The following is a 25,679-nucleotide window of genomic DNA, read 5'->3' on the forward strand; positions in this document are numbered from 1 at the left end:
CGGTTCACCGCCGCCGCGTCCGCCCCTTCCGACGCGGTGACCGCGTCTTTCGGGCACCGGCCGCCTCGATGAGGCGGCCGGTGTTCGTGGCGGGTCTCGGCCATGTCGGTGGCGATCTGTCGACGAGGTGCTGACGCCACATCACAGATGTGGCTAACATCACGCCCACGTCGGCAGTGTTGCCGTGTCGTTAAGGGAGGTGCGACGTGCGGTCTGCCCGAGAGTCACGTTGTCGAAAAGTGGGCGTCTGCGGCATTCGTACTTCCTGGAACACCGTCGGAGACGGTGAGTTCTTCTGCGAGGAGTGCGGTGGCGACCGCAACTACCGGCGCCGCACCGGCCGCCGGCGGTTCGCCGTCCTCGGAGTGCCGGTCCTGCCCCGCGGATGCACCGGGCCGGTCATCGAATGCGCCGCGTGCCACACCCACTTCGGTACGGACGTGCTCGACCACCCGACGACGAGCCGTTTCTCCGCGATGCTGCGGGACGCCGTGCACACCGTCGCCCTCGCCGTCCTCGCGGCGGGCGGCGCCTCCTCCCGTACGGCGGTGGACACCGCGGTCACGGCGGTCCGGGCGGCCGGCTTCGCCGAGTGCACCGCCACCCAGCTGACCGACCTCGTCGAGGCGCTGGCGGCCGACACCGGCCGCTTCCTCCCCGACGTGGGCGGCGGCGGCGCCGCCCTCGCCATCGAGCTGCACGAGGCCCTGGAGCCGCTCACCCCGCACCTGGCAGCCTCCGGACGGGAGTCGATCCTGCTCCAGGGAGCCCGGATCGCCCTCGCCGACGGCCCGTACAGCGCGGCCGAGCGGGACGTGCTGAGCACCGTCGGCAACGCCCTGGCGCTCTGCGCCGACGACACCGCCCGGCTGCTCACCACCGCGAGGACGCTGCTCTGAGCCGTGCCCCCTACGGCGCGATGTTGTGGTTGAGGCGGAAGACGTCGCCGGGATCGTAGCGGCGCTTGACCGCCCGCAAACGGTCTTCGTTCTGCCGGTAGTTGACGCGCACCCGGCTCTGGTCGTCGGTGTCCATGAAATTGACGTAGCCGGCCTCCTGCGTGTGCGGACGCAGCGCGGCGTCGTACGCCCGGGTCCAGGCGATGTTCCGCTCCGTGTCGGCGGGATCGGTGTAGCTGGCGCCGACCTACGCCAGGCCGTGGGCGTAGGCGTACGCCGTGGCGGCGGTGCGGGAGGTCACGTCCAGCTTGGCGAAGACGTTGTTGAGGTGGCGGGCGACCGTGTGCTCGCCGATGGTCAGCGCTCGCGCGATGTCCCGGTTGGAGCCGCCCGCCGCGACCAGCCGCAGCACCTCGGCCTCCCGTGCGGTCAGCCCGCCGGGCAGTGTCCGGCGGTGGCCGGCCAGCAGGGCCGTCGCCCGCCGGGCGTCGGGCAGCGCGCCGAGCCGCTCGAACGTGGAGCGTGCGGCGGCGAGTTCCAGCCGGGCCGCCTCGTCGTCGCCCTCGGCCTGGCCGGCGGCGGCGAGCAGCATCCGTACCCGCGCGGCCTCGTACGGCACGCGCAGCGCCAGCCAGCCGGCCAGTGCCCGGCGCAGGGGACGGAGCGCGGGTTCGTGCCGGGCCAGCGCGAGGGCGCCGCGGGCGGTGTCGGCCATGGCGCCCAGGAGCGGCGCCCCGGGGGACAGCGCCTCCAGCTCCGCGACCGCCGCCGCGGCACCGTCCAGGTCCCCGACGGCCAGGGCCACCTCGGTCTGCGCGGCCAGCAGCCGCGCCCGGCCGAGGAGGTCGTGGCGGTCGCTCTGACAGGCCAGGGCCAGCTTCAGCCCGGCCACGGCGGCGTCGGCCTTCCCCTGGGCCAGCCGTAGCAGCGCGAGGCCCGGCTGCGGGATCCTGCCGAGTTCGTGGGCGTGTCCGTACGAGACGGCGGCGGCGTCGAACCGCCCCTGCCTGCGCCGGATCTCCCCGGCCGCGTAGTGCGCCTCGGCGGCGGCCTCCAGGCCGTCCGGAAGGATCTCCTCGCAGACGCGGGCGGCCTCGGCCTCGGCGAGCTCCCACACCCCGAGCAGATCGAGCACCTCGACGTGGTGGATCCGGCACAGCCCCCGGAACGGGTTGTCGGTGACCGGCGCGGGCACGCCCGCCGGGAGCGGCGACGGGACGCCACCGGGTGCCGGCCCGGCGGAGCGCGCCCCGCCCGTGGTGCCGTCAGGGCCCGGCGTGCCCGGGGCGTCGGGCCGGCGGACGTGCTGCGCCCAGGGGGCCTCGCACCAGGTCATCGCCGCGGAGGTCCATGCGACCGCCCGGCCGAGGTCCGCGGCCTCCATGCACTCGGTGAGCGCCAGGCAGTACAGCCAGCCGGTGAACATGCCGCTCAGTTCGCCGGCGGTCACCGCGCACATCGCGTCGTCGAGGAGGGCGAGCCCCTCCGCCCTGCGCCCGTTCGCCAGCAGGACGGCCGCGTGGGCCTCGCGGCTCAGCGCGATCAGGTCCGGGCTGCCGGAGTGGCGGGCGATGCGGTTCATCCGCAGCACGGCGGTGAGGGCCGCGCCCGGGTCGTGGTGCTCCTGGGCCTCCTCCGCGTCGGTCCAGGCGAGATAGCACTGCTCGGGGCACTCCGGCTCCCCCTCCAGGTGGTGGCGGGCCCGGTGCAGCCAGCCCGCCGCGGCCGCCGGCCGTCCCAGGCAGCGGTACTCGAAGGCCAGCCACCAGGCGGCGTGCCCCGCTCCCCGGTGGTCCCCGGCGGCCGCGTGCGCGGCGTGGGACCGAAGCCGGGCGGCGACCGACTCGTCGATGTGGCCCGCCCACCAGGCGGCGTCGGCGAGGATGTCCAGATCCCCGGGTGTGAGCGGGTGCGAGGGATGCAGGTCGAAGTCGCGCAGCAGGGCGTACGCCTCGGCCCAGGACTCACGCGCAGCCGCGTCCCGTGCCCGTCGCACGGCGGGGGCGGCCTCTTCGACGGGGACGGCCATGGCGGCTCACTTCCCTTCCCGGCCCTTCCAGAGTATGAGCGCGGGAGGCAGCCGTCGAAGCGGTGCGGTGGCGGGAAACGGCCCGGGCCAGACTCGTCGCCGCTTACGAGTCGGGCCCGGGCCGACGGCCGTGGGTGCCAGGGAGTGTCCGGAGACGACCTACCGCGGAGTGACCGCGTTGCTGGCCTTCAGCATCTCGTCACGCTCGACGATCTTCACGCGCTCGCGGCCCTGCGGCTCGCCCAGCGCCTTCTCGGCGGCGTCCAGGGCGTACCAGCCCTCCCAGGTGGTGTACGTGACGCCCTTGGACTCCAGGAAGGAGACGACCGCCTCGGTCTCCGGGGTCTCGGGCGTCAGCAGCCGGCCGTGGGCGAAGTCGTCGAGCAGGTTGGCGACGGTCTCGTTGGCGTCGCCCTTGGTGTGGCCGATGAGGCCGACCGGACCGCGCCGGATCCAGCCGGTGACGTACGTCGAGGCGAGGTGCTCGCCGCTCTCCTCGATCACGCGGCCGCCCTGGTCGGGGACGGTGCCGGAGGCGGTGTCCCAGGGCAGCTTGGGCAGCTCGTCGGAGAGGTAGCCGACGGCGCGGTAGACGGCCTGCACGTCCCAGTCGGTGGTCTTGCCGGTGCCGTTGACGTTGCCGGTGCCGTCGAGTTCGGTGCGCTCGGTGCGCAGACCGACGACCTTGCCGTCCTCGCCGAGGATCTCGGCCGGCGACTCGAAGAAGTGCAGGAAGAGCTTGTGCGGGCGGTCGCCGACGTCGCGGATCGCCCAGTTCTCCAGGGTCTTGGCGACCATGTCGGTCTGCTTGTTCTTGCGGCGCTCGGCGATCGAGCCCTCGTCGTAGTCGATGTCCTCGGGGTTGACGATGACCTCGATGGTCGGCGAGTGGTCCAGCTCGCGCAGCTCCATGGGGCTGAACTTCGCCTGGGCCGGGCCTCGGCGGCCGAAGACGTGGATCTCCACGGCCTTGTTGGCCTTGAGGCCGTCGTAGACGTTCGGCGGGATCTCGGTCGGCAGCAGCTCGTCCGCCGTCTTGGCGAGGATGCGCGCGATGTCGAGGGCCACGTTGCCGACGCCGAGCACGGCGACCTTCTCGGCGTGCAGCGGCCAGGTGCGGGGCACGTCCGGGTGGCCGTCGTACCAGGAGGCGAAGTCGGCGGCGCCGTAGGAGCCGTCGAGCTCGACACCGGGGATGCGCAGTTCGCGGTCGGCCATGGCGCCGGTGGAGAAGACCACGGCGTCGTAGAAGGCGCGCAGATCGTCCAGGTGGATGTCGGCGCCGTACTCGACGTTGCCGAAGAGGCGGACCTGCGGCTTGTCGAGCACCTGGTGCAGGGCGGTGATGATGCCCTTGATCCGGGGATGGTCGGGCGCCACGCCGTACCGGATCAGGCCGAAGGGAGCCGGCATCCGCTCGAAGATGTCGATCGACACGCCCGGCTCGGCGGCGGCCTCGGACTTCAGCAGCGCATCGGCGGCATAGATTCCGGCGGGGCCGGCGCCGACGATCGCGACCCGGAGAGGGCGGGGCATGTCTGGGTTCCCTTCGCAAGCGACGTGACGGCGAGAGGTGCCGTCACTTAGGTCACCCTAATTAACGAACTTCGCGAAGCGGTACCCGCCCCCGGTCTATGACCTCATAAGTCAGGCTTATGAGGTCCATAAGTGTGCCTACACGGACTCCTCGGCCTTGAGCGCGGAGACGAAGGCGGCCCAGGCGGTGGCGGGGAGGACGAGGGCGGGGCCGCCGGGGTTCTTGGAGTCGCGGACGGGGACGACGCCGGGGAGGTTGTCGAGGACTTCGACGCAGTTGCCACCCTCGCCGTTGCTGTAGCTGCTCTTGCGCCAGGCGGCGCCGACGAAGTCGTACGCCACCTCGACGCAGTCGCCGCCCGAAGCGTTGCTGTACGAGCTCTTGAACCAGCGGGCCTTGCTCAGGTCGTACTCGCGCATCGTCTGTAGTCCTCCGCCGCCGACTCGATCAGGGCCAGGGACGCCTCCGGCGACAGCGTGGCGACCCTGAGCAGATCGTAGGCGCGCTGTACTCGCTTGACCACTGCCGGATCGTCGAGCAGCGTTCCCGAAAACGACGTCTCTGTATAGGCGGTTGGTGGCGCGTCCTCGAACTCCATGAGTCGTAGCGAGCCTTCCATGGCGGCGTGTGCTCCGGCCTCGCGCGGGAGCACGATGACCAGCACCACCCGCTCGCGTACCAGCGCCGCCAGGTGCTCCAGCTGCGCCGCCATCACGGCCGGGCCGCCCACCGGCGTGAGGAGCGCGTTCTCGTGCAAGACCACCCAATACTCGGGCCTTGTAGCGTCCTTCAGGACCCGCGCGCGCTCTATCCGCGCCGTGACCTTCTCGTCCACGTACGCCTCGGTGACGAACGGGTTCGCCGCCAGCGTCACCGCCCGCGCGTACTCCGCCGTCTGCAACAACCCCGGCATCACCGTCGGCGCGAACTCGCAGATCTTCGTCGCCAGCGCCTCCAGTTCCACCACCGGCTCGAAATAGGACGCGTACGGCGAGGCGTTGATCAGTCGCCTACACGTCCGTTCGAAAAAACCACCGGTTTGTAGGACGTCGTCGATTCGCCCTGCCACATCCAGCTGCGGCTTTCGAATTCCCTGTTCGAACTGGCCGATGTATCCGCCGGAAACGAACACCCGCTCGCCCAGTTCCCCCTGCGTCATCCCCTTCGCTTCCCGCTGGGCCTTCAGCTCCTGGCCGAAGAAGCGCCACGTGTCCAGCCGTCGAGCTTTGGCCATGGATTAACTCCCCCACGCTACGCCGCAGTTGTAGGACCTGCGCATCTCCCGATTCTACGGATCCGGTACCACCCTGGGTGCGGTAAGCGGGAAATGGATTCGGAAAAGGATGCGTTGGTGAAGGAACACGACATGCGGTCGATCAAGGGATCCGTCGAAGAAGCGAGCGAGGCGGTGACGGAATTGCGCGAGGCGCTCGTGCGGGCGGGAATCGTGCTGCCCTCCCTCGGGCTCGACGCCGTCACCCTCGCCTCCGACAACCCCCGGCCGCTCATCGAATTGGGACGCTGCACGGTGGAAACGGCGCGCCGGCTGGCCGCCGCCGTACTGCCGGGGGAAGAAGGGGACCGGTCATGAAACTGCCCATCGGGTCGTACGTCATCGAGATCCGCACCGGGCGTGTGGGCACGGTCATGGGTCATGAGGGCCCCTACGTCCAGCTGCGGCCGCTCGGCGGCGGGCGGGAGTGGGACGCGGAGCCGGACGGGGTCCGGGAGGCGACCTCGGCGGAGCGCATCAGCGCGGCGACGGCCCACGCGAACGCCCGGAGCCGGGGCGAGGTGCCGTGAGGTGGGCGACCGCATGGCCCGCATGTCTGTAGAACGAGTAGTACGCTCGTGGTATGGGCAGCGACGAGGACAGGAACAGGAACCAGGACGTGCCTCTGCGGGAGCTCAACCAGCAGACCTCGCGTGTCATGGCGCGCGTGGAGGCCGGTGAGACGATCACCATCACCAAGGACGGCGTCCCGATAGGGGACATCGTTCCGAGGGGTGGATCCCTGGGCCGGCCCGCGTACCCGTTCAGGACGGACCCCATGGGGCCGCTGGAGATCCCGGATCTGGGCGGACCCGTGCTCGGCGACGACGAGATCGACGAGACCCTCCGCGGCATGGGCGCGGCCGATGCCTGAACTTCCTGTGGTGATCGCGGACACGAACGCCCTGTATCGCCTCTTCACACCCAAGGACCCCCGCCATCGGGCGCACACGGCAGCGCTCGCCCGAGTCGGCCACCTCGTCATCTCGCCCATGGTTCTCACCGAGCTGGACTACCTGCTGACGGAACGGGTCGGGGCCAGGGCCTCCATGAACGCGCTCGACTTCATCGCCCGCCAAGTGGAGGCCCGGCGCTTCGAGGTGCCGGAGGTCCAGCCGCATCTGCGCGGGGCCATGGCCGTCATGCGGGGCTACGAAGACGCGTCCGGAGGCAAGGGGGTAGGGCTTGCGGACGCCATGAACGTGGCACTCGCGGCCGCCTTCCACACAGCCGACATGTTCACCACCGACACACACTTCCGGATGATGCGGCCGCTCACGGCGCACGGTTCGTTCCGGCTTCTGCCCGACGACCTCTGAGCACTCCCGTCGTACGGGAGAATGGGCCCATGAGCCTGTTCCGCGACGACGGCATCGTGCTGCGCACCCAGAAGCTGGGTGAAGCGGACCGCATCATCACGCTGCTCACGCGCGGTCACGGACGCGTACGCGCCGTGGCGCGCGGGGTGCGGCGGACGAAGTCGAAGTTCGGGGCCAGGCTGGAGCCCTTCTCCCACGTCGACGTGCAGTTCTTCGCCCGGGGCAGCGATCTCGTCGGGCGCGGCCTGCCGCTCTGCACACAGAGCGAGACCATCGCCGCTTACGGGAGCGGGATCGTCACCGACTACGCCCGCTACACCGCCGGTACGGCAATGCTGGAGACCGCCGAGCGGTTCACGGACAACGAGGGCGAGCCGGCCGTGCAGCAGTATCTGCTGCTCGTGGGGGGACTGCGCACCCTCGCGAACGCGGAGCACGCCCCCCACCTCATACTCGACGCCTTCCTGCTCCGCTCCCTGGCCGTCAACGGGTACGCGCCCAGCTTCCAGGACTGCGCGAGGTGCGGCCTCCACGGGCCCAACCGCTTCTTCTCGGTCGCGGCGGGGGGAGTCATCTGCGGCGACTGCCGGGTGCCGGGCAGCGTCGTACCCTCTCCGGAGGCCATCGGCCTGCTCAGCGCGCTGCTGACCGGCGACTGGGCGACGGCGGACGCGTGCGAGCCGCGTCACGTCAGGGAGGGCAGCGGACTGGTGTCCGCCTATCTGCACTGGCACCTGGAGCGCGGCCTGCGCTCGCTGCGGTACGTAGAGAAGAGCTAGGAGAACCCATCGCCATGGCCATCGCACGACGCGGAATCCTCGGACGGAACCGGCGTGAGTACAAGGTCCCCGAGCCGCACCCGTCCGGTGCCCGCCCGCCGAAGCTCCCCGGCGAGCTGGTGCCGAACCACGTCGCGTGCGTGATGGACGGCAACGGCCGCTGGGCGCAGGAGCGGGGGCTGCCGCGCACGGAGGGGCACAAGGTCGGCGAGGGCGTCGTCCTCGACGTGCTGAAGGGCTGCCTGGAGCTCGGGGTGAAGAACCTGTCGCTCTACGCCTTCTCCACGGAGAACTGGAAGCGGTCGCCGGAGGAGGTCCGCTTCCTGATGAACTTCAACCGGGACGTGATCCGTCGCCGGCGTGACGAGATGGACGAGCTGGGCATCCGTATCCGCTGGGTCGGCCGTATGCCGAAGATGTGGAAGTCGGTCGTCCAGGAGCTGCAGATCGCGCAGGAGCAGACGGTCGACAACGACGCGATGACGCTGTACTTCTGCGTGAACTACGGCGGCCGCGCGGAGGTCGCCGACGCGGCGAAGAAGATCGCGGAGGACGTGGCGGCGGGACGGCTTGACCCGTCGAAGGTCAACGAGAAGACCTTCCAGAAGTATCTCTACTACCCGGACATGCCGGACGTCGACCTCTTCCTGCGCCCCAGCGGCGAGCAGCGCACCTCCAACTACCTGATCTGGCAGAGCAGCTACGCGGAGATGGTCTTCCAGGACGTGTTGTGGCCGGACTTCGACCGCCGCGACCTGTGGCGGGCGTGCGTCGAGTACGCCTCCCGCGACCGCCGCTTCGGCGCGATCCCGGCCGAGGACCGCGCGGCGATGGGCAACGGGACCGTCCCGCCGCAGGGCCCGGCGGATGCCGCGGCTTCTCCCAAGGCGTGACGTGAGGGACGTGGGGGCGGACGAGAGAGTCCAGCTGTTCTACGAACCGACGCCCGCCGACGCGAGAGAGGCCGTCCGGTTCCGGCTGCGGGACAGCCCCTCCGGCCGCCGCATGCGAGGGCTGATGTCGGCCACCGCCGTCGTGGCCTTCCTCGTCATCGTGCTGAAGCTGACCGGTTCGGGGGAGCCGGACGGGATAACGGTGTCGTTGCTGGTCGGCCTGGTCGTGTACGCCCTTCTCCTGGGGCCGCTCCAGCCCTGGTGGAGCGGGCGTCGGATGCACCGTGCGACCAAGCCGCACGGGGAGTTGTGGGCCGTCGTGAACGACCGCGGGGTCCGCTGGACCGGCCGGGACCACGAGAGCTTCCGCCCGTGGTCGACGGTGCTCAGGTACGCCGAGACCGGTTCGTTCTTCGCCCTCCTGACGGCCGACTCGGTCGCCCTCCTGCCCAAGCGTGGCCTGGTCGACCCCGCCGACGCCGACCGCCTGCGGGAGCTGCTCGACCGGCACCTCGGCCGCGTCTGACGCACGAGCACGCCAGAAGGGCCCGCCCCCGGCACGGGGGCGGGCCCTTCTGGCGTTTCAGGTCACTTCGCCGCGCAGTCCTCGCACGTGCCGAAGATCTCGACCGTGTGGGCCACGTTCACGAAGCCGTGCTCCGCCGCGATCGTGTCCGCCCACTTCTCCACCGCCGGACCCTCCACCTCGACCGCCTTGCCGCAGACGCGGCAGACGAGGTGATGGTGGTGGTCACCGGTCGAGCAGCGGCGGTAGACCGTCTCGCCGTCGCTGGTGCGCAGCGCGTCGACCTCGCCCGCGTCCGCCAGGGACTGCAGCGTGCGGTAGACCGTGGTCAGGCCGACCGAGTCGCCGCGGTGCTTGAGCATGTCGTGCAGCTCCTGGGCGCTGCGGAACTCGTCCACCTCGTTCAGTGCGGCTGAGACAGCGGCCCGCTGCTTGGTCGAGCGGCCGCGTACGGGGGGTCCTGCCGTCGCCACAGGGGCCTCCTTGGAATCTTCGTTGCCCCCGCCATTCTGCCAGGCCCCCTAGACCGTGACGTCGTCCGTCGGCCGCCGGGTGCCCGGGACGGCCATGTCGCACTCCGCGGACGCCGCCTCCGCCGCCCGGGCCCGCCGTCTCGCCAGGGGCGTCGCGAGGAGCGTGAGGACGATGAAGACGCCGATCGCGAGCAGCACGATCGTCGCGCCCGGCGGCACGTCCTGGTAGTACGTCGTGATGGTGCCGGACAGGGTGACGCCGACGCCGATCACGACCGCGAGCACGAACGTCGTACGGAACGACTTGGACAACTGCTGGGCGGCTGCCACCGGCACCACCATCAGCGCACTGACCAGCAGCAGGCCGACGACGCGCATGGCGACCGTGACGGTCACCGCGGCGGTGACCGCGACGAGCAGGTTCAGGGCGCGCACCGGAAGGCCGGTGACGCGGGCGAACTCCTCGTCCTGGCTGACCGCGAACAGCTGGCGGCGCAGGCCGACGGTGACGAGGATCACGAAGGCGGCGAGGACGGCGATCGCGGTGACGTCCGCGTCCGACACGGTCGACAGCGAGCCGAAGAGGTAGGAGAGCAGGTTGGCGTTGGAGCCGTCGGCGATGCTCATCAGCATGACGCCGCCCGCCATGCCTCCGTAGAAGAGGAGCGCCAGCGCGATGTCGCCGCGGGTCCTGCCGTAGGCGCGGATCAGTTCCATCAGGACGGCGCCGACCACGGCGACCAGGGTCGCCATCCACACCGGGCTCGAGCTCAGCAGGAAGCCGAGGCCCACGCCGGTCATGGCGACATGGCCGATGCCGTCACCCATCAGCGCCTGGCGGCGCTGGACGAGGTAGATGCCGACGGCGGGGGCGGTGATGCCGACGAGGACGGCCGCGAGAAGCGATCGCTGCATGAAGGCGGGCTCGAGGAAATCCATGATCAGGTCAGCAGTCCCGTGCGGAGCGGCTCGTCGGCCGCGTGCGGATGTACGTGGTCGTGGCCGGGCAGCGCGTGCTGGCCGACGGCCTTCGGCGGCGGGCCGTCGTGCACCACGCAGCCGTCACGGAGCACCACGGCCCGGTCGATCAGCGGCTCCAGCGGGCCCAGCTCGTGCAGGACGAGGAGGACGGAGGTGCCGTCGGCGACCTGCTCGCGAAGCGTCGCGGCGAGGATCTCCTGGCTGGCGAGGTCCACGCCGGCCATCGGCTCGTCCATGATCAGCAGTTCGGGCTCCGAGGCGAGCGCCCGGGCGATCAGGACACGCTGGTGCTGGCCGCCGGAGAGGGCGGAGACGGAGTCCTTGGCGCGGTCGGTCAGGCCGACGAGTGCGATGGCCCGGTCGACGGCGGCCCGGTCGGCCTTGGTCAGCCAGCCCAGCCGCTTGCGGGAGAGCCGGCCCGAGGAGACGACCTCGCGGATCGTGGCGGGCACGCCGCTGGCGGCGGTGGTGCGCTGCGGTACGTATCCGACCCGGGACCAGGCGCGGAATCGCTTCTGCTCCGTACCGAACAGGGATATGGAACCGTCGGTCAGCGGCACCTGGCCGATGACGGCGCGGACGGCGGTCGACTTGCCGGAGCCGTTGGCGCCGAGCAGCGCGACGACCTCACCGTGCTGGACGGTGAGGTCGACGCCGCGCAGGACGGGGCGCGAGCCGAGGGCCGCCGTGGCTCCGCGGACGGAAAGAACGGGGTCGATGGCCATGGCTCGTGCCTCCGATACGTGCGTGGGTGTCACTTGGCGCCGAGGGCCTTCTTCAGCGCCGTGAGGTTGGACTGCATGACCTCGATGTAGTCATCGCCCTTGGACCGGTCCGTGATTCCCTCCAGCGGGTCGAGCACGTCGGTCTTCAGACCGGTGTCGGTGGCGAGGGTCTTCGCGGTCTTGTCGCTGGCGAGGGTCTCGAAGAAGACGGTGGAGACCTTCTCCTTCGCCGCGATGTCCTGGAGCTCCTTGATCCGGGCGGGGCTCGGCTCGGACTCGGGGTCCATGCCGGAGATGCCCTCCTGGTCCAGGCCGTAGCGCTCGGCGAGGTAGCCGAAGGCCGAGTGGGTGGTGATGAAGGTCTTGGTGGTGGTGTTCTTCAGGCCGGTCTCGAACGCCGTGTCCAGGTCGCCGAGCTTCTTCACCAGGGCGTCGGTGTTCTCGCGGTAGTCGGTGGCGTGGCCCGGGTCGGCCTTCTCCAGGGAGGCGCCGACACCCTTGGCGACCTCGGCGTACTTCACGGGGTCGAGCCAGATGTGCGGGTCGGCGCCGGCCTCGGACTCGTGGCCCTCGTGGCCGTGCTCGTCGGCGTGCGCCTCGCCCTCGTGGGCGGCGTGCTCCTCGGCGGTCTCTCCGGCGTGGTCGTGGCCGGTCTCGGTACCGTGTTCCTCGAGCTTCGTGAGGGTGGCGGCGTCGACCGTGTTCTTGACGCCGGCCTGCTTGATCGCCTCGTCGACGGCGGGCTGGATGCCCTTGAGGTAGAGGATGTAGTCGGCCTCGCCGAGCTCGGCTATCTGCTTCGGCTTGAGCTCCAGGTCGTGCGGCTCGACGCCCGGCTTGGTGAGCGTGCTGACGGAGACGTGGTCGCCGCCGATCTGCTCGGCCAGGTACTGCATGGGGTAGAACGACGCCACCACGCTCAGCTTGCCGTCGCTCGGCCGGTCGGCGGCGCCGGAAGTGCCGGAGCAGGCGGACAGCGTGACGAGCCCGAGGGAGACGGCTCCGGCGACGGCGGCGGTGGGTATGAGGCGGCGTACGTTCATGACACTCATTTTCAACAAAATTGGAAACGATTGTCAATTGTCCTACTTGTGTTCCCGGCCACGCCCGTACGGGGCCGGGCCCGGCCGGACCGATTTGATACGGGGGGCACGCGCGCCGGTAATCTGAGGCATTCGCACTTCGTCGTCGTAATGAAGAGAGCACCGTGGCCGCCGACAAGATCGACACCATCGTCAGCCTGAGCAAGCGCCGTGGCTTCGTCTACCCGTGCAGTGAGATCTACGGCGGCCAGAAGGCCGCCTGGGACTACGGACCGCTGGGTGTCGAGCTGAAGGAGAACATCAAGCGTCAGTGGTGGCGGTACATGGTCACCTCGCGCGAGGACGTCGTCGGCATCGACTCGTCGGTGATCCTGGCCACCGAGGTCTGGGAGGCCTCCGGTCACGTCGCCACGTTCACGGACCCGCTGACCGAGTGCACCTCCTGCCACAAGCGCTACCGCGCCGACCACCTGGAGGAGGCGTACGAGGAGAAGCACGGCCGCCTCCCCGAGAACGGCCTCGCCGACCTCAACTGCCCCAACTGCGGCAACAAGGGCACCTTCACCGAGCCCAAGCAGTTCTCGGGTCTGCTCTCCACCCACCTCGGCCCGACCCAGGACTCCGGCTCCGTCGCCTACCTGCGTCCCGAGACCGCCCAGGGCATCTTCACCAACTTCGGCCAGGTGCTGCAGACCTCGCGCAAGAAGCCGCCGTTCGGCATCGCGCAGATGGGCAAGTCCTTCCGGAACGAGATCACTCCGGGCAACTTCATCTTCCGCACCCGCGAGTTCGAGCAGATGGAGATGGAGTTCTTCGTCAAGCCGGGCGAGGACGAGCAGTGGCACGAGTACTGGATGGAGCAGCGCTGGAACTGGTACACGGGCCTGGGCCTGCGTGAGGAGAACATGCGCTGGTTCGAGCACCCGAAGGAGAAGCTCTCCCACTACTCCAAGCGCACCGCCGACATCGAGTACCGCTTCCAGTTCGGCGGCAGCGAGTGGGGCGAGCTCGAGGGCGTCGCCAACCGCACCGACTACGACCTGAAGGCCCACTCCAAGGCCTCCGGCAACGAGCTCCACTTCTTCGACCAGGAGGCCAACGAGCGCTGGACTCCGTACGTCATCGAGCCGGCGGCCGGTGTCGGCCGGACGATGCTGGCGTTCATGCTCGACGCGTTCAACGAGGACGAGGCCCCGAACGCCAAGGGCGTCATGGAGAAGCGCACCGTGATGCGCTTCGACCACCGCATCGCGCCCGTCAAGGTCGCCGTCCTGCCGCTGTCGCGCAACCCGCAGCTGTCGCCGAAGGCCAAGGGCCTCGCCGCCGACCTGCGGCAGAACTGGAACATCGACTTCGACGACGCCGGTGCCATCGGCCGCCGCTACCGCCGCCAGGACGAGATCGGTACGCCGTTCTGCGTCACCGTCGACTTCGACACCCTCGACGACAACGCGGTGACCGTGCGCGAGCGCGACACCATGAAGCAGGAGCGCGTCTCCCTCGACCAGATCCAGGGCTACCTCGGAAGCCGCCTGCTGGGCTGCTGACCCCGGATCACCCACACGCCGAAGCCCCCGGCTCCCCCTGCGGAACCGGGGGCTTCGGCGTGCGTCGTCAGGCGCGCAGGCCGCGCAGCAGCAGATCCATCACCGCGTCGAACTCGGCCTCGATCGTGGGGCGCCGCCACTCGGGGGCATAGGCGGGGTCGTGGAAGCGGCACGTCGCGTCGAAGAGCGCGCGGGCCGTCGCGTCGGGCTCGGCGGCGGTGAACTCCCCGCCCCGGACGCCCTCCTCGACGATCGTACGGACCTGGCTGATCAGGACATCGATGTGGTGCTCCACGACGCCGCTGCTCTCGTCGATCAGCACGCCGTAGGTGGCGAAGAGCTCGGGGTCGGCGCCCGCCTTGTGGCGCTTGGCCTCGAACAGACCGGCGAACCAGGCACGCAGCCGCTCCGCCGCCGGCCGGTCCCGCGCCTCGATCAGCTCGGCCAGGGCGACCTCGGCACGGGTCAGCCAGCGGTGGGTGACCGCCTCGCGCAGCGCGGCCTTCGTACGGAAGTGGCGATACACGCTGCCGTGGCTCACGCCGAGCACCCGGGCCACGTCGACGACGGTGGCCTTCGCCGGGCCGTAGCGCCGCAGCACCTCCTCGGTGGCTTCGAGAATGCGCTCTGCGGTGAGGGTCTCGGTGGGCATGGGTTGACAGTACCTGTCAGCCGAACGACAGGTCGCCGGGCAGTCAGCGCTCGCTGTCCAGGTGCGCCATCTGGGCCTCGGGGTAGCGCTCACCGGCCGCCGCGCCCACCGGCACGGCCCGCTCGATCGCGGCGAGGTCGGCCGCGTCCAGCGTCACGTCCAGGGAGCCGAGCGCCTCGGCCAGACGGTCCCGGCGGCGCGCGCCGATCAGCGGGACGATGCCGACGCCGTGCCGGGGGCCCTGGGCGAGCACCCAGGCGATCGCGGTCTGCGCGACCGTCACGCCCTTGGCCCCGGCGATGGCCCGCAGCCGGTCCACCAGGTCCAGGTTGCGGTGGAGGTTGTCGCCCTGGAAGCGCGGGCTCATCCCCCGGAAGTCGCCCGGCGCCAGCTCGCGGTCCCGGGTGAAGTGGCCGCTGATGAGACTGCGGGAGAGCACGCCGTACGCCGTGACGCCGATGCCCAGCTCACGGGCGGCCGGCAGGATCTTCTCCTCGACGCCCCGGGATATGAGGGAGTACTCGATCTGGAGATCGGCGATCGGGGCGACCGCCGCCGCGCGGTGCAGGGTGTCCGCACCGACCTCCGAGAGGCCGATGTGGCGGACGTGCCCGGCCTGGACCAGCTCCGCGATGGCGCCGACGGTCTCCTCGATCGGGACGTCGGGGTCGACACGGGCGATCCGGTAGATGTCGATGTGGTCCGCACCCAGGCGCTGGAGGGAGTACGCCGCGAAGTTCCGCACCGCCGCCGGACGGCCGTCATAGCCGGTGAAGCCGCCCTCGACCGTGCGCAGGGCGCCGAACTTCACGCTGGTCAGCGCCTTCTCGCGGGCGGCGGCGGGAGCGGTGCGCAGGGCTTCGTTGATCAGCAGTTCGTTGTGCCCCATGCCGTAGAAGTCACCGGTGTCCAGGAGCGTGACGCCCGCGTCGAGCGCGGCGTGGATGGTCGCGATCGATTCGGCGCGGTCGCTCTCGCCGTACAGCGCGGACATTCCCATGCAGCCGAGGCCGAGGGCGGAGACCTCGGGGCCGGTGGCGCCGAGGGAGCGGGTGGGGAGGGAGGTCATGAGGGTCTCCTCGGAGAAGGGATGGGAGGGTGACGCATGACAACCATGGCATGACGGCTGACAGATTTCAATGTCTGTCACTCGCGAGGATGGCGCGACCGAAACCCACGTGCCGCCGCGCGGCCGGCCGGGGTAGCGTCTACGCCATGTCTTCGTTCTTCCAGATCTACGAGTGAGAGCGCCGCGGGTCCCACTCCCGCGCAGCGCCAGCCGACTCACCACCGCATTTCTCACTGATGGGAGAACCCCATGGCCAAGGGCCGCAACAACCTTCTCGGTGTCGGCGGACAGCGCAAGAAGCTGTCCCGTGCCGACCAGCAGGGCGCCGTTCAGAGCAGCGACGCCGACCGCAGGAGCGCTGACGACCAGAAGCAGGAGCTGCTGAGGAAGATGCGCGAGCGCGCGGCGGGCGCCGAGGGCACGGAAGGCGCCGAGACCGCCACGGCCGGCCAGGAGTAGCACCGGCGAGCAGGACGAGGGGCCCGGGTCACCACGGTGACCTGGGCCCCTTCTCGTCATCGGGGAGTGAATGAGCGTGCGAACGCGCGGCAGTACGGGCGCCGCCGAGGCACCCTGTGCCACCCGCGCACGACGAGCCGGGCCCGTCTCCGGGCCGCGGCCGGCGACGTACGTGCCCCTGGACCAGGACGGCGGGCCCCGGCCGCCCGCGGGAGCCGGTGGGCGGAGGGGCGACGGGCTGTCGGCGCGGTGCGGGACAATAGCTGAATGACCGCGTTCTCCCCTCTCGCCATCGGGCCGCACATCGTGCAGCCGCCGGTGGTGCTCGCGCCGATGGCCGGCATCACCAACGCCCCCTTCCGCACCCTCTGCCGTGAGTACAGCGGCGGCAAGGGACTGTTCGTCAGTGAGATGATCACGACGCGGGCGCTGGTCGAGCGCAACGAGAAGACCATGCAGCTCATCCGCTTCGACGACAGCGAGAAGCCGCGGTCGATCCAGCTGTACGGAGTCGACCCCGTGACGGTCGGCAAGGCGGTGCGGATGATCGTGGACGAGGACCTGGCCGACCACATCGACCTGAACTTCGGCTGCCCGGTCCCCAAGGTCACCCGCAAGGGCGGCGGCTCCGCCCTCCCGTACAAGCGGCCCCTGCTGCGGGCGATCCTGCACGAGGCCGTGACCAACGCGGGCGACCTGCCGGTCACCATGAAGATGCGCAAGGGCATCGACGACGACCACATCACCTTCCTCGACGCGGGCCGGATCGCGGTCGAGGAGGGGGTCACGGCGATAGCCCTGCACGGGCGGACGGCGGCCCAGCACTACGGCGGCACGGCCGACTGGGACGCGATCGCGCGGCTCAAGGAGCACGTGCCGGAGATCCCGGTGCTGGGCAACGGCGACATCTGGTCGGCGGACGACGCGCTGCGGATGATGCGCGAGACCGGCTGCGACGGCGTGGTCGTGGGGCGTGGCTGCCTGGGCCGGCCGTGGCTCTTCGCCGATCTGGTGGCCGGTTTCGAGGGCACGGGCGCCTACGCCCAGCCCGGGCTGCGCGAGGTCGCGGACGCGATGGTGCGGCACGCCCGCCTGCTCGGCGAATGGCTCGGGGACGAGTCGCGCGGTGTCATCGACTTCCGTAAGCACGTGGCCTGGTATCTGAAGGGCTTCTCGGTCGGCTCGGAGATGCGCAAGAAGCTGGCGATCACGTCGTCCCTGGACGAGCTGAGCGCTCAGTTGAGCGAGCTGGACCTGGATCAGCCCTGGCCGGTCGGCGCGGACGGCCCGCGCGGCCGTACGTCGGGCAACAACCGGGTCGTGCTGCCGGACGGCTGGCTCAAGGATCCGTACGACTGCGCCGGTGTGGGCGAGGACGCGGAACTCGACACGTCAGGCGGCTGACGGGCTCCGGAGGGAGTGGACGGACGGAGTCCGGTGGGGTGTTCCGACCCTCCTGATCAGGTCCGGATCGTGGGAATCCAGTCATTTTCGCAGCGTGATCCTCGCCACCCTTGATAGAGGGTGTGCTCAGATGAGCGGATTGCGGGATGTTGGACTTCTGGAGGGGTGGCACTGGGTGCCACCCTTCTTTCGTTCAAGAGTTGAACGCAAATGCTCCGCGAGCCGCTCAGGTGAGCGTGTATGGTCTAGTTTGAGTCAAGCGGGCTTCGGAGCCTGAAAGCGGAAGCTACTCGTCAGTTACTTTCGATCTGGTGGCGGACGGGTGGTTAAGCCCCGGTGACCGCTAGGCGTACCTCCCCAGAAGCCTTCGATCTGGGTATGTTCCTCGCCGTCAGGGCAGCCACCGAGTCGTCGAGGAGTCGAGACCCGTGTCGGAAAACAAAGATCAGAAGTTCGTGTACGACTTCACCGAGGGCAACAGGGACCTGAAGGACCTCCTCGGCGGTAAGGGCGCGAACCTGGCCGAGATGACCAACCTCGGCCTGCCGGTACCTCCCGGCTTCACGATCACCACCGAGGCGTGCAAGGTCTACCTCGACAGCGGCTCCGAGCCGGTCGAGCTCCGCGACGAGGTGAGCCGTCACCTCGACGCCCTCGAGCAGAAGATGGGCAAGAAGCTCGGCCAGGCCGACGACCCGCTGCTCGTCTCCGTACGCTCCGGCGCCAAGTTCTCCATGCCCGGCATGATGGACACGGTTCTCAACATCGGCCTGTCCGACGAGTCCGTCGCCGGTCTCGCCGCCCAGGCCGGCGACGAGCGCTTCGCCTGGGACTCCTACCGCCGTCTCATCCAGATGTTCGGCAAGACCGTCCTCGGCGTCGAGGGCGAGCTGTTCGAGGACGCGCTCGACGAGGCCAAGGCCGCCAAGAAGGTCACCGTCGACACCGATCTCGACGCCGCCGACCTGAAGAAGCTCGTCAAGCAGTTCAAGAAGATCGTGAAGGCCGAGGCCGGCCGCGACTTCCCGCAGGACCCGCGCGAGCAGATGGACCTCGCCATCCAGGCGGTCTTCAACTCCTGGAACACCGACCGCGCCAAGCTGTACCGCCGCCAGGAGCGCATCCCGCACGACCTCGGCACCGCCGTCAACGTGTGCTCGATGGTCTTCGGCAACCTCGGCCCGGACTCGGGCACCGGCGTGGCCTTCACCCGCGACCCCGCCTCCGGCCACCAGGGCGTCTACGGCGACTACCTGCAGAACGCGCAGGGCGAGGACGTCGTCGCGGGCATCCGCAACACCGTGCCGCTCGCCGAGCTGGAGTCGATCGACAAGAAGTCGTACGACCAGCTGATGCGGATCATGGAGACGCTCGAGACCCACTACAAGGATCTCTGCGACATCGAGTTCACGATCGAGCGCGGCCAGCTGTGGATGCTGCAGACCCGCGTCGGCAAGCGCACCGCCGGCGCCGCCTTCCGGATCGCCACCCAGCTCGTGGACCAGGGCCTGATCGACGAGGCCGAGGCGCTCCAGCGCGTCAACGGCGCCCAGCTCGCGCAGCTGATGTTCCCCAAGTTCGACGAGAACGCCAAGGTCGAGCAGATCGGGCGCGGCATCGCCGCCTCCCCGGGCGCGGCCGTCGGCAAGGCCGTCTTCGACTCGTACACGGCCGTCAAGTGGTCGCGCTCCGGCGAGAAGGTCATCCTGATCCGCCGCGAGACCAACCCGGACGACCTGGACGGCATGATCGCCGCCGAGGGCATCCTGACCTCGCGCGGCGGCAAGACCTCGCACGCCGCCGTCGTCGCCCGCGGCATGGGCAAGACCTGTGTCTGCGGTGCCGAGGAGCTCGAGGTCGACACCAAGCGCCGCCGGATGACCACCGGCAGCGGTCAGATCATCGAGGAGGGCGACGTCGTCTCCATCGACGGCTCCACCGGCAAGGTGTACCTCGGTGAGGTCCCGGTCGTGCCCTCCCCGGTCGTCGAGTACTTCGAGGGCCGGATGCACGCCGGCGCCGACGACGCCGACGAGCTGGTCGCCGCCGTGCACCGGATCATGGCCTACGCCGACCGCGTCCGGCGTCTGCGCGTCCGCGCCAACGCCGACAACGCCGAGGACGCGCTGCGCGCCCGCCGCTTCGGTGCGCAGGGCATCGGTCTGTGCCGCACCGAGCACATGTTCCTCGGTGAGCGCCGCGAGATGGTCGAGAAGCTGATCCTCGCCGACACCGACGAGGAGCGCGAGGAGGCCCTCCAGGCCCTCCTGCCGCAGCAGAAGCAGGACTTCGTCGAGCTGTTCGAGGCGATGGACGGCCTGCCCGTCACGGTCCGCCTGCTCGACCCGCCGCTGCACGAGTTCCTCCCGGACATCACCGAGCTGTCGGTGCGCGTCGCCCTCGCCGAGGCCCGCAAGGACCCCAACGAGAACGACCTGCGCCTGCTGCAGGCCGTGCACCGGCTGCACGAGCAGAACCCGATGCTGGGTCTGCGCGGTGTCCGGCTCGGCCTGGTCATCCCCGGCCTGTTCACCATGCAGGTCCGGGCGATCGCCGAGGCCGCGGCCGAGCGCATCGACGCCAAGGGCGACCCGCGCGCCGAGATCATGATCCCGCTCGTCGGCACCGTCCAGGAGCTGGAGATCGTCCGCGACGAGGCCGAGCAGGTCATCGCCGAGGTGCGGGCGCGGACCGGCGTCGAGCTGAAGCTCGCGCTCGGCACCATGATCGAGCTGCCGCGCGCCGCCGTGACCGCCGGTCAGATCGCCGAGGCCGCCGAGTTCTTCTCCTTCGGCACCAACGACCTCACCCAGACGGTGTGGGGCTTCTCCCGGGACGACGTGGAGGCCAGCTTCTTCACCGCGTACCTGGAGAAGGGCATCTTCGGCGTCTCCCCGTTCGAGACCATCGACAAGGACGGCGTCGGCGCGCTCGTACGCACCGCCGTCGAGGCCGGCCGGGCCACCCGCCCCGACATCAAGCTCGGCGTCTGCGGTGAGCACGGCGGCGACCCGGAGTCGGTGCACTTCTTCCACGAGGTCGGCCTGGACTACGTCTCCTGCTCGCCGTTCCGGATCCCGGTGGCGCGTCTGGAGGCGGGCCGCGCGGCCGCGCAGTCGAGCGGCAGCGACAGCCGCTGAACATCCGTTCAGTAGCAAAGACCACCGGAGCCGCCGTCGGTCAACTCGACCCTCACCGACGGGCGGCGGCTCCGGGTCGCAAGAGAGACGGGGCGGACACCTTGTGCGGAGGTGTCCGCCCCGTCGTATTTCGTCCGTACGCATGGTGCCGGTTCGTCCCGCACCCGGATGTCGGCGCCCTGTGAGTTCCTGTTCAATTTCGCGCGATTGAATTATTCGCCGTTGAACCTTTTCACGATTGGGACCGCAAAGAACGAGGCGGGCGCGGCCACCGGATCCCCACCCGGTGACCGCGCCCATTACCCATGCCGGGCAGGTGAGCCGCAACCCTCGCCGACCGCCGCCGGACGTGAGAAGCCCCCCACGGTCTTCGTCACGTCACCTCGGTCCTGAAGGTTTCCTGCCCGACACGCACAGCTTTTCGTTTCGCCCCCGTCCACCGCGATGCTTTTCAAGTGTGGCTGAAACACCCTGGTAACGTGCTGTGATGCTGTGCATACTCATCCGGAGGGGGTGGTTGCGGGTGCACAGGTGGGGGTTCCATGCTGCGGATTCATTTCACAGGAAACGACTTGGCCGGGGTGCGGATGGCCGCCCGGCCGGACGTTCTGTGGGAAACGATTCTCAGTTTTCACCGTTTAAGGGACCGGCGCGGGTCCCTCGTCTACGGAGAATGGCGCTCGGAAACCCGCACCCGGCTGAACGGTGAGACACGCCTGCTCGCCGCCCTCGTTCCCAGCCGCGGCTACTTCCCCGACTTCCTGACCCCCGCCGAGGGCGTCCACGGCCTCGACGAGGGCCTCCAGGCGGTCCGTGCGACCCCGCCCGCCCGGCTCCACACGGAACTGGCGCAGCTGGGCGCCGCCCGGGTCGGCGGCCGGACCGTGCCCCACTCGCTGCGCGCCCTCGCCGACGGCGGCGCGGAACCGTTCAGCCGGCTCATCGGGGCGCTGCGCAGCTACCACCGGGCGGCCATCGAGCCGTACTGGCCCCATGTCCGCGCCTGCGTCGAGGCCGACCGCGCCGTGCGCGGCCGGGCGCTGCTCGACGGCGGCGCCGAGGAGCTGCTCGCCTCGCTGCCACGCATGTTCCGCTGGCGTGCCCCGGTCCTGGAGGCGGACTACCCCGTCGACCGCGACCTGCGTCTCGACGGCCGGGGGCTGCTGCTCCAGCCCTCGTACTTCTGCCGCGGCACCCCGGTCGTGCTGCGCGACCCCGCCCTGCCCCCGGTGCTCGTCTACCCGATCACCCACTGCGAGGCGCCGACCCTCCACGCCCCGGGCGGCTCCTCGCTGGCCAAGCTCGTCGGCAACACCCGCTCCGCCGTGCTGCACGCCATCGGTGACGGCGGCACGACCAGCGAACTGGCCCGCAGGGCGGGGGTGTCCCTCGCCTCGGCCAGTCAGCACGCGGGCGTGCTGCGCGAGGCGGGTCTCGTCGCCACCCTGCGCCACGGCAACGCGGTCCTGCACACGCTGACGCCGCTGGGCGCCGCCCTGCTGGGCGGCGCCCACCGGCGCGCGGAGGAGCCGTGCTACGCGCGGAACGGGCCGGTCACCTCGTAGGTGATACCGCCCGAGGAGCTGCCGCTCGTGCCGCGCTGGCTGGAGAAGTACAGCCGCTTGCCGTCGGGGGAGAAGGCCGGTCCGCAGATCTCCGAGCCGGACTGGCCGTTGATCCGCAGGAACGGGGCGACGACATCGTCCGGCGTGATGACGCAGATCTCCATGTTGCCGCCGTCCTCGGCGACGAACAGGTCTCCGGAGGACGAGCCGGTGACGTTGTCGACCCCGGTCAGCGGGGCGCCGCCCCCGCTGACCAGCGAGTCGTCGTAGGCCAGTTCGTAGGTGTTGTTCGCCAGGTTGAGCTGCCAGAGGCGGTTGTCGCCCTTGGTGGTGAACCAGACGGTGTCGTTGGCGTAGTGGCAGCCCTCGCCGCCGCTGAACCGCTTGGCGCCGGAGACCTGGTCGCGGGTGTAGGTGGGGGAGCCGTCCGGGTCGGGGACGTTGGCCCAGGTGAAGGTGCCGGAGGTGGCGGTGCCGGCCTTCAGCACCTGGAGGGTGCCGGAGGACAGGTCGCCCCAGGTGGTCGGGACGAAGCGGTAGAGGCAGCCGTTCGACTCGTCCTCGGTCAGGTAGATCACCTTGCGGACGGGGTCGGCGGCGGCGGCCTCGTGGTTGAACCGGCCCATCGCCGGTCGGCGGACGGCCGCCTTCACGCCCCACGGGTCGGTCTCGTAGACATAGCCGAGGCTGACCTCCTCGCAGGAGAGCCAGGTGTTCCACGGGGTCTTGCCGCCCGCGCAGTTGCGGTTGGTGTTGGACAGGATGCGGTACGCGCCGGTGATCGCGCCGGACGAGTTGAACTTCACCGCGCTCGCGCCACCGGTCGAGGAGATCTCCGAGTTGGAGACATAGATCCAGCCGGTGCCGTCGACGAAGCAGGCGCCCCCGTCGGGGGCGTTGTGCCAGGTGTACGAGGTGCTGCCGACCTTCTGGCCGGACCGGGCGATCACCCGGCTGGTGAAACCGCTGGGCAGCTGGATGCCGTTGGCATCGGCCGCGCCCAGGGCCCCGTAGGGGCCGGGGCCGGGCTGGGCGGGCGCCGCGTAGGCGGCACCGCGCATCAGGGTGCCGCCGAAGGCGGCGGCCGACGTGCCGATGACCGCTCCGCGCAGAAAACTGCGTCGCTCCACGTCTCACTCCAGAGGGGTGGTGGTGACCGCCCCACCGCCCGGTCGGCGGCGGGGTCGCGCGCTTCCGGAACCTAGAACTACGGAGTTGACTGTGCAGCAACAACCGATGAAGGGGAAGCGGCGGGAGCCTGATCGCTCTCCCGGTCCGCCGGGCCGGCGGGACCGCGGTGGTCCCGGGCCGCCCATGGGCGGGGCCGCTGGCTAGGCTCTCGCGCCATGACACGCAGAGGAAAGACAGGCTGGAGACTCCGGATCGCCGTGCTCGGCTCCGCGCTCGCCACACTCGCCGTCGTGACGGCGGGGGCGGGGGAGGCGCAGGCGGCGATGCCGTTCGGACAGGTCGACCCGGCGGCCGTCGCGGAGTTCCGGCTCCACGCCGGCACCACGTTCGCCGACCACGACAGGGCCATCAAGGCGGTCGAGTCCCAGGGCGCCGTCACCGTACGGAACGCCACCGAGGTCCTCACCTCCGGCGGCCGCACCGGCATCGACGGCCTGTGCCACCGGACCGGTCTCGCCACCGGCCTCAACCCCGACGGTTTCTGCTGGGACAAGGGCGACGACACCTCCAACTCCTGGACCGACGCGGGTGGCTGGACCCCGCAGGGCATCACCGGCTCGTACGACGCCCAGCCCGGGGGCGCCTGGGACGGCCGCTCGGCCCACCTCGCCTCCTGGCACTTCAGCCGCGGCCTGCAGGGCCCCAACCCCGTGCGCGACGAGTTCGCCCGGGTCAGCCTCGTCAACACCGACGGCGGGCAGGTCAGGTACAACCACCTGCTGCTGGTCAAGCCGACCCTCGACGCGAACGGAAAGGGCGGCTTCACCCGCGTGAGCAGCCACGCCGACGGCGTGGTCTGGTACGACAACCGCGTCTTCGTCGCCAACGGCCGCTGGCTCCAGGTCTTCGACCTCCGGCACATCTGGAAGGTCAACTCCAGCACCGAGGCCGTCGGCATCACCGGCACCACCTCCTCGGCCCGCTGGAGCAACTACGCCCTGCCGATGATCGGCCAGTACGTCACCACCGCCGACGGCGGCGCCTGCTCGACCGGCACCGGGGACCGCCCCTGCCTCAACTCCCTCAGCCTCGACCGGTCGGGCCAGGACGGCCTGGTCTCCGCCGAGTACAAGCCGGGAGCCGCGGGCGGCCGGGTCATCCGCTGGGCGCTCGACGCCACCTCGGCGCTGCCCTCCGGGCACGCCACCGTCGCCTACTCCTCCCCGATCTCGGCCATGCAGGGCGCGGCGACCGACGGCACCGCGTGGTACCTCGCGGGCGACTGCCCGTCAGGGGTCGGCGGCGGCTCGGGGGACCCGTCCGGCGCCCGCTACTCCTGCGTCCACAAGACCCTGGCCGACGCGGCACCCCACGTCCTGACGACCGCGCCGGTCTATACGCAGAACCTCGGCTACTCGCCGTCGACCGGACGGATCTGGGGACTGAACGAGCGGATCAACTCCACGGAAGGGGTCCGGGTGGTGTTCTCCATCGACCGCTGATCGGGGGAGGGCGCGGATGTCCGTGCGCTACGACGAGGAGAGCCGGACGCTCAGCCGCCGGAGACTCGGTCGTCCGACTCCGGCGGCGTCCGGGGGTCTGGGCCCTCGGACTCCAGCAGGGTCTTGAGCACACCGAGGCGCTCGCGCCAGAAATCCTTGTAGGCGGCCACCGCGTCCGCGTCCGGGAGCCTGGTGTGCCCGAGGCCGACCTGGGTCTTCGCCGGGCCCTTCGCGGTGAGATAGACCGAGATCCGGCTGGTGCCGCCGTCCCAGTCCGCCGTGACCGAGACTCCCGGACGGTGGGTGCGCACCTCCATCTCGCCGTCCGGGAGCCAGCGGCGGCGCAGGCCTTCGTCGGCGAAGGCGGCCGTGCAGCGCTCGGCCGGGGCGTTCACCGTCCTGCTCGCGCTCGCCTGCCAGTCGCCGCCGCTGGACTGGCCGACCTGGCGCATCCCGCGCTCCTGCTCGTAGCCGACCGTGATCGACTGCGCGTGCCAGCCGCTCACGCCCTCGGCGTCGACGAGGTGGCGGGCGATCTCGGTGTGCCCGCGGTCCGTCGCGCCCCAGGCGTCGAGCAGGGCGAACCACTCGGCCCAGCGCTTGCCGGTGGCGCCGGCCAGGGCCTCGTCCGACAGCTTCTCGGTGATCTTCTTCCCTGCGGGGCTCATGCTCCGACGCTATCCGGAGCCGGGACCTTCGGCACTGGATGGACGCCGCACACGGGGGAAGACTG

General features: G+C 70.5%; 26 protein-coding genes and 1 pseudogene. 14 read left to right on the forward strand and 13 right to left on the reverse strand.

The annotated features are described in order from the left end of the window. Positions 1 to 206 precede the first annotated feature (206 nt). On the forward strand, positions 207 to 899 hold the full coding sequence (locus tag ACWDX6_RS00570; RefSeq protein ID WP_451482742.1) for a TerB family tellurite resistance protein: 693 nt from the start codon (positions 207 to 209) through the stop codon (positions 897 to 899). Between the two features lie 10 nt (positions 900 to 909). Here the strand turns inward: ACWDX6_RS00570 and ACWDX6_RS00575 are convergent. The 5 genes and pseudogenes from ACWDX6_RS00575 to ACWDX6_RS00595 all read right to left on the reverse strand — a co-directional run. Then, positions 910 to 1,143, reverse strand: a pseudogene (locus ACWDX6_RS00575) (BBE domain-containing protein); the annotation flags it as partial. A 3-nt stretch (positions 1,144 to 1,146) separates the two neighbouring features. Then, complete coding sequence (locus ACWDX6_RS00580) at positions 1,147 to 2,928, reverse strand: helix-turn-helix transcriptional regulator (protein ID WP_451482743.1); 1,782 nt, start codon at positions 2,926 to 2,928, stop codon at positions 1,147 to 1,149. A gap of 159 nt (positions 2,929 to 3,087) precedes the next feature. Beyond that, positions 3,088 to 4,464 (reverse strand): FAD-dependent oxidoreductase, encoded by a 1,377-nt coding sequence (locus tag ACWDX6_RS00585; RefSeq protein WP_451482744.1) that lies wholly within the window; start codon positions 4,462 to 4,464, stop codon positions 3,088 to 3,090. Between the two features lie 138 nt (positions 4,465 to 4,602). Then, positions 4,603 to 4,884 (reverse strand): DUF397 domain-containing protein, encoded by a 282-nt coding sequence (locus tag ACWDX6_RS00590; protein WP_451482745.1) that lies wholly within the window; start codon positions 4,882 to 4,884, stop codon positions 4,603 to 4,605. Beyond that, positions 4,866 to 5,699 carry a helix-turn-helix domain-containing protein gene (locus ACWDX6_RS00595; protein WP_451482746.1) on the reverse strand — a complete coding sequence of 278 codons (834 nt, stop codon included), beginning with the start codon at positions 5,697 to 5,699 and terminating at the stop codon, positions 4,866 to 4,868. Before ACWDX6_RS00595 ends, ACWDX6_RS00590 begins: the two co-directional genes overlap by 19 nt. 93 nt (positions 5,700 to 5,792) lie before the next feature. On the opposite strand from ACWDX6_RS00595, the gene ACWDX6_RS00600 reads away from it, so the two are divergent. The 7 genes from ACWDX6_RS00600 to ACWDX6_RS00630 are packed head-to-tail and all read left to right on the forward strand — an operon-like array spanning position 5,793 to position 9,255. Further along, positions 5,793 to 6,056 (forward strand): hypothetical protein, encoded by a 264-nt coding sequence (locus ACWDX6_RS00600; RefSeq protein ID WP_451482747.1) that lies wholly within the window; start codon positions 5,793 to 5,795, stop codon positions 6,054 to 6,056. Beyond that, positions 6,053 to 6,268, forward strand: a complete 216-nt coding sequence (locus ACWDX6_RS00605) for a hypothetical protein (RefSeq protein WP_403288868.1) — start codon at positions 6,053 to 6,055, stop codon at positions 6,266 to 6,268. Before ACWDX6_RS00600 ends, ACWDX6_RS00605 begins: the two co-directional genes overlap by 4 nt. Before the next feature lie 53 nt (positions 6,269 to 6,321). Further along, positions 6,322 to 6,612 (forward strand): type II toxin-antitoxin system Phd/YefM family antitoxin, encoded by a 291-nt coding sequence (locus tag ACWDX6_RS00610; protein ID WP_451482748.1) that lies wholly within the window; start codon positions 6,322 to 6,324, stop codon positions 6,610 to 6,612. Beyond that, a complete protein-coding gene (locus ACWDX6_RS00615; protein WP_451482749.1) occupies positions 6,605 to 7,057 on the forward strand; it encodes a PIN domain-containing protein in 453 nt (150 codons plus the stop codon). Before ACWDX6_RS00610 ends, ACWDX6_RS00615 begins: the two co-directional genes overlap by 8 nt. 29 nt (positions 7,058 to 7,086) lie before the next feature. Continuing rightward, positions 7,087 to 7,836, forward strand: coding sequence for a DNA repair protein RecO (recO, locus tag ACWDX6_RS00620; protein WP_451482750.1), 750 nt, complete (start codon positions 7,087 to 7,089; stop codon positions 7,834 to 7,836). Positions 7,837 to 7,856: 20 nt separating this feature from the next. Continuing rightward, on the forward strand, positions 7,857 to 8,729 hold the full coding sequence (locus ACWDX6_RS00625; RefSeq protein ID WP_451482937.1) for an isoprenyl transferase: 873 nt from the start codon (positions 7,857 to 7,859) through the stop codon (positions 8,727 to 8,729). A gap of 1 nt (position 8,730) precedes the next feature. Continuing rightward, positions 8,731 to 9,255 (forward strand): YcxB family protein, encoded by a 525-nt coding sequence (locus ACWDX6_RS00630; RefSeq protein ID WP_451482751.1) that lies wholly within the window; start codon positions 8,731 to 8,733, stop codon positions 9,253 to 9,255. A 62-nt stretch (positions 9,256 to 9,317) separates the two neighbouring features. Here the strand turns inward: ACWDX6_RS00630 and ACWDX6_RS00635 are convergent, their stop codons facing one another. The 4 genes from ACWDX6_RS00635 to ACWDX6_RS00650 are packed head-to-tail and all read right to left on the reverse strand — an operon-like array spanning position 9,318 to position 12,477. Continuing rightward, positions 9,318 to 9,728, reverse strand: a complete 411-nt coding sequence (locus tag ACWDX6_RS00635; protein ID WP_451482752.1) for a Fur family transcriptional regulator — start codon at positions 9,726 to 9,728, stop codon at positions 9,318 to 9,320. A gap of 48 nt (positions 9,729 to 9,776) precedes the next feature. Then, positions 9,777 to 10,667, reverse strand: coding sequence for a metal ABC transporter permease (locus tag ACWDX6_RS00640; RefSeq protein ID WP_451482753.1), 891 nt, complete (start codon positions 10,665 to 10,667; stop codon positions 9,777 to 9,779). A gap of 2 nt (positions 10,668 to 10,669) precedes the next feature. Then, positions 10,670 to 11,434 carry a metal ABC transporter ATP-binding protein gene (locus tag ACWDX6_RS00645; RefSeq protein ID WP_451482754.1) on the reverse strand — a complete coding sequence of 255 codons (765 nt, stop codon included), beginning with the start codon at positions 11,432 to 11,434 and terminating at the stop codon, positions 10,670 to 10,672. A 29-nt stretch (positions 11,435 to 11,463) separates the two neighbouring features. After that, on the reverse strand, positions 11,464 to 12,477 hold the full coding sequence (locus ACWDX6_RS00650; RefSeq protein ID WP_451482755.1) for a metal ABC transporter substrate-binding protein: 1,014 nt from the start codon (positions 12,475 to 12,477) through the stop codon (positions 11,464 to 11,466). A 164-nt stretch (positions 12,478 to 12,641) separates the two neighbouring features. Here ACWDX6_RS00650 and ACWDX6_RS00655 point away from each other — a divergent pair, with 164 nt between their 5' ends. After that, on the forward strand, positions 12,642 to 14,024 hold the full coding sequence (locus tag ACWDX6_RS00655; protein ID WP_451482756.1) for a glycine--tRNA ligase: 1,383 nt from the start codon (positions 12,642 to 12,644) through the stop codon (positions 14,022 to 14,024). Positions 14,025 to 14,091: 67 nt separating this feature from the next. Here the strand turns inward: ACWDX6_RS00655 and ACWDX6_RS00660 are convergent, their stop codons facing one another. Together ACWDX6_RS00660 and ACWDX6_RS00665 are read right to left on the reverse strand one after the other, a co-directional pair. Further along, entirely contained in the window at positions 14,092 to 14,676 is a 585-nt protein-coding gene (locus ACWDX6_RS00660; protein ID WP_451482757.1) for a TetR family transcriptional regulator, read from the reverse strand. 43 nt (positions 14,677 to 14,719) lie between these two features. Beyond that, entirely contained in the window at positions 14,720 to 15,745 is a 1,026-nt protein-coding gene (locus tag ACWDX6_RS00665) for an aldo/keto reductase (protein WP_451482758.1), read from the reverse strand. A 249-nt stretch (positions 15,746 to 15,994) separates the two neighbouring features. Between ACWDX6_RS00665 and ACWDX6_RS00670 the strand changes: the two genes are divergently transcribed. The 4 genes from ACWDX6_RS00670 to ACWDX6_RS00685 all read left to right on the forward strand — a co-directional run bounded on the left by ACWDX6_RS00670 (position 15,995) and on the right by ACWDX6_RS00685 (position 22,313). After that, entirely contained in the window at positions 15,995 to 16,204 is a 210-nt protein-coding gene (locus ACWDX6_RS00670; RefSeq protein ID WP_451482759.1) for a DUF6243 family protein, read from the forward strand. A gap of 267 nt (positions 16,205 to 16,471) precedes the next feature. After that, positions 16,472 to 17,608, forward strand: a complete 1,137-nt coding sequence (gene dusB / locus ACWDX6_RS00675) for a tRNA dihydrouridine synthase DusB (RefSeq protein ID WP_451482760.1) — start codon at positions 16,472 to 16,474, stop codon at positions 17,606 to 17,608. Between the two features lie 428 nt (positions 17,609 to 18,036). Then, on the forward strand, positions 18,037 to 20,748 hold the full coding sequence (gene ppdK, locus ACWDX6_RS00680) for a pyruvate, phosphate dikinase (RefSeq protein WP_451482761.1): 2,712 nt from the start codon (positions 18,037 to 18,039) through the stop codon (positions 20,746 to 20,748). A gap of 542 nt (positions 20,749 to 21,290) precedes the next feature. Further along, positions 21,291 to 22,313, forward strand: coding sequence for an ArsR/SmtB family transcription factor (locus tag ACWDX6_RS00685; protein WP_451482762.1), 1,023 nt, complete (start codon positions 21,291 to 21,293; stop codon positions 22,311 to 22,313). Here the strand turns inward: ACWDX6_RS00685 and ACWDX6_RS00690 are convergent. Then, positions 22,283 to 23,443, reverse strand: coding sequence for a PhoX family protein (locus tag ACWDX6_RS00690; protein WP_451482763.1), 1,161 nt, complete (start codon positions 23,441 to 23,443; stop codon positions 22,283 to 22,285). The genes ACWDX6_RS00685 and ACWDX6_RS00690 overlap by 31 nt on opposite strands. 216 nt (positions 23,444 to 23,659) lie before the next feature. On the opposite strand from ACWDX6_RS00690, the gene ACWDX6_RS00695 reads away from it, so the two are divergent. Beyond that, a complete protein-coding gene (locus tag ACWDX6_RS00695) occupies positions 23,660 to 24,946 on the forward strand; it encodes a hypothetical protein (protein WP_451482764.1) in 1,287 nt (428 codons plus the stop codon). 50 nt (positions 24,947 to 24,996) lie between these two features. Here ACWDX6_RS00695 and ACWDX6_RS00700 read toward each other — a convergent pair whose 3' ends face one another. Further along, complete coding sequence (locus ACWDX6_RS00700; protein ID WP_451482765.1) at positions 24,997 to 25,614, reverse strand: hypothetical protein; 618 nt, start codon at positions 25,612 to 25,614, stop codon at positions 24,997 to 24,999. Positions 25,615 to 25,679: the final 65 nt, after the last annotated feature.

It is taken from the genome of Streptomyces sp. NPDC003027, from assembly GCF_053591435.1.

Bases quoted from the DNA above. Each gene is read 5' to 3' on its own strand.
- ACWDX6_RS00590 (WP_451482745.1), bottom strand. From the start codon at position 4,884: ATGCGCGAGTACGACCTGAGCAAGGCCCGCTGGTTCAAGAGCTCGTAC.
- ACWDX6_RS00605 (WP_403288868.1), top strand. From the start codon at position 6,053: ATGAAACTGCCCATCGGGTCGTACGTCATCGAGATCCGCACCGGGCGT.
- ACWDX6_RS00640 (WP_451482753.1), bottom strand. From the start codon at position 10,667: ATGGATTTCCTCGAGCCCGCCTTCATGCAGCGATCGCTTCTCGCGGCC.
- ACWDX6_RS00645 (WP_451482754.1), bottom strand. From the start codon at position 11,434: ATGGCCATCGACCCCGTTCTTTCCGTCCGCGGAGCCACGGCGGCCCTC.
- ACWDX6_RS00660 (WP_451482757.1), bottom strand. From the start codon at position 14,676: ATGCCCACCGAGACCCTCACCGCAGAGCGCATTCTCGAAGCCACCGAG.
- ACWDX6_RS00700 (WP_451482765.1), bottom strand. From the start codon at position 25,614: ATGAGCCCCGCAGGGAAGAAGATCACCGAGAAGCTGTCGGACGAGGCC.
- dusB (WP_451482760.1), top strand. From the start codon at position 16,472: ATGACCGCGTTCTCCCCTCTCGCCATCGGGCCGCACATCGTGCAGCCG.
- ACWDX6_RS00585 (WP_451482744.1), bottom strand. From the start codon at position 4,464: ATGCCCCGCCCTCTCCGGGTCGCGATCGTCGGCGCCGGCCCCGCCGGA.
- ACWDX6_RS00695 (WP_451482764.1), top strand. From the start codon at position 23,660: ATGACACGCAGAGGAAAGACAGGCTGGAGACTCCGGATCGCCGTGCTC.
- ACWDX6_RS00600 (WP_451482747.1), top strand. From the start codon at position 5,793: ATGGATTCGGAAAAGGATGCGTTGGTGAAGGAACACGACATGCGGTCG.
- ACWDX6_RS00580 (WP_451482743.1), bottom strand. From the start codon at position 2,928: ATGGCCGTCCCCGTCGAAGAGGCCGCCCCCGCCGTGCGACGGGCACGG.
- ACWDX6_RS00665 (WP_451482758.1), bottom strand. From the start codon at position 15,745: ATGACCTCCCTCCCCACCCGCTCCCTCGGCGCCACCGGCCCCGAGGTC.
- ACWDX6_RS00615 (WP_451482749.1), top strand. From the start codon at position 6,605: ATGCCTGAACTTCCTGTGGTGATCGCGGACACGAACGCCCTGTATCGC.
- ACWDX6_RS00650 (WP_451482755.1), bottom strand. From the start codon at position 12,477: ATGAACGTACGCCGCCTCATACCCACCGCCGCCGTCGCCGGAGCCGTC.
- ACWDX6_RS00610 (WP_451482748.1), top strand. From the start codon at position 6,322: ATGGGCAGCGACGAGGACAGGAACAGGAACCAGGACGTGCCTCTGCGG.
- ACWDX6_RS00595 (WP_451482746.1), bottom strand. From the start codon at position 5,699: ATGGCCAAAGCTCGACGGCTGGACACGTGGCGCTTCTTCGGCCAGGAG.
- ACWDX6_RS00670 (WP_451482759.1), top strand. From the start codon at position 15,995: ATGGCCAAGGGCCGCAACAACCTTCTCGGTGTCGGCGGACAGCGCAAG.
- recO (WP_451482750.1), top strand. From the start codon at position 7,087: ATGAGCCTGTTCCGCGACGACGGCATCGTGCTGCGCACCCAGAAGCTG.
- ACWDX6_RS00685 (WP_451482762.1), top strand. From the start codon at position 21,291: ATGCTGCGGATTCATTTCACAGGAAACGACTTGGCCGGGGTGCGGATG.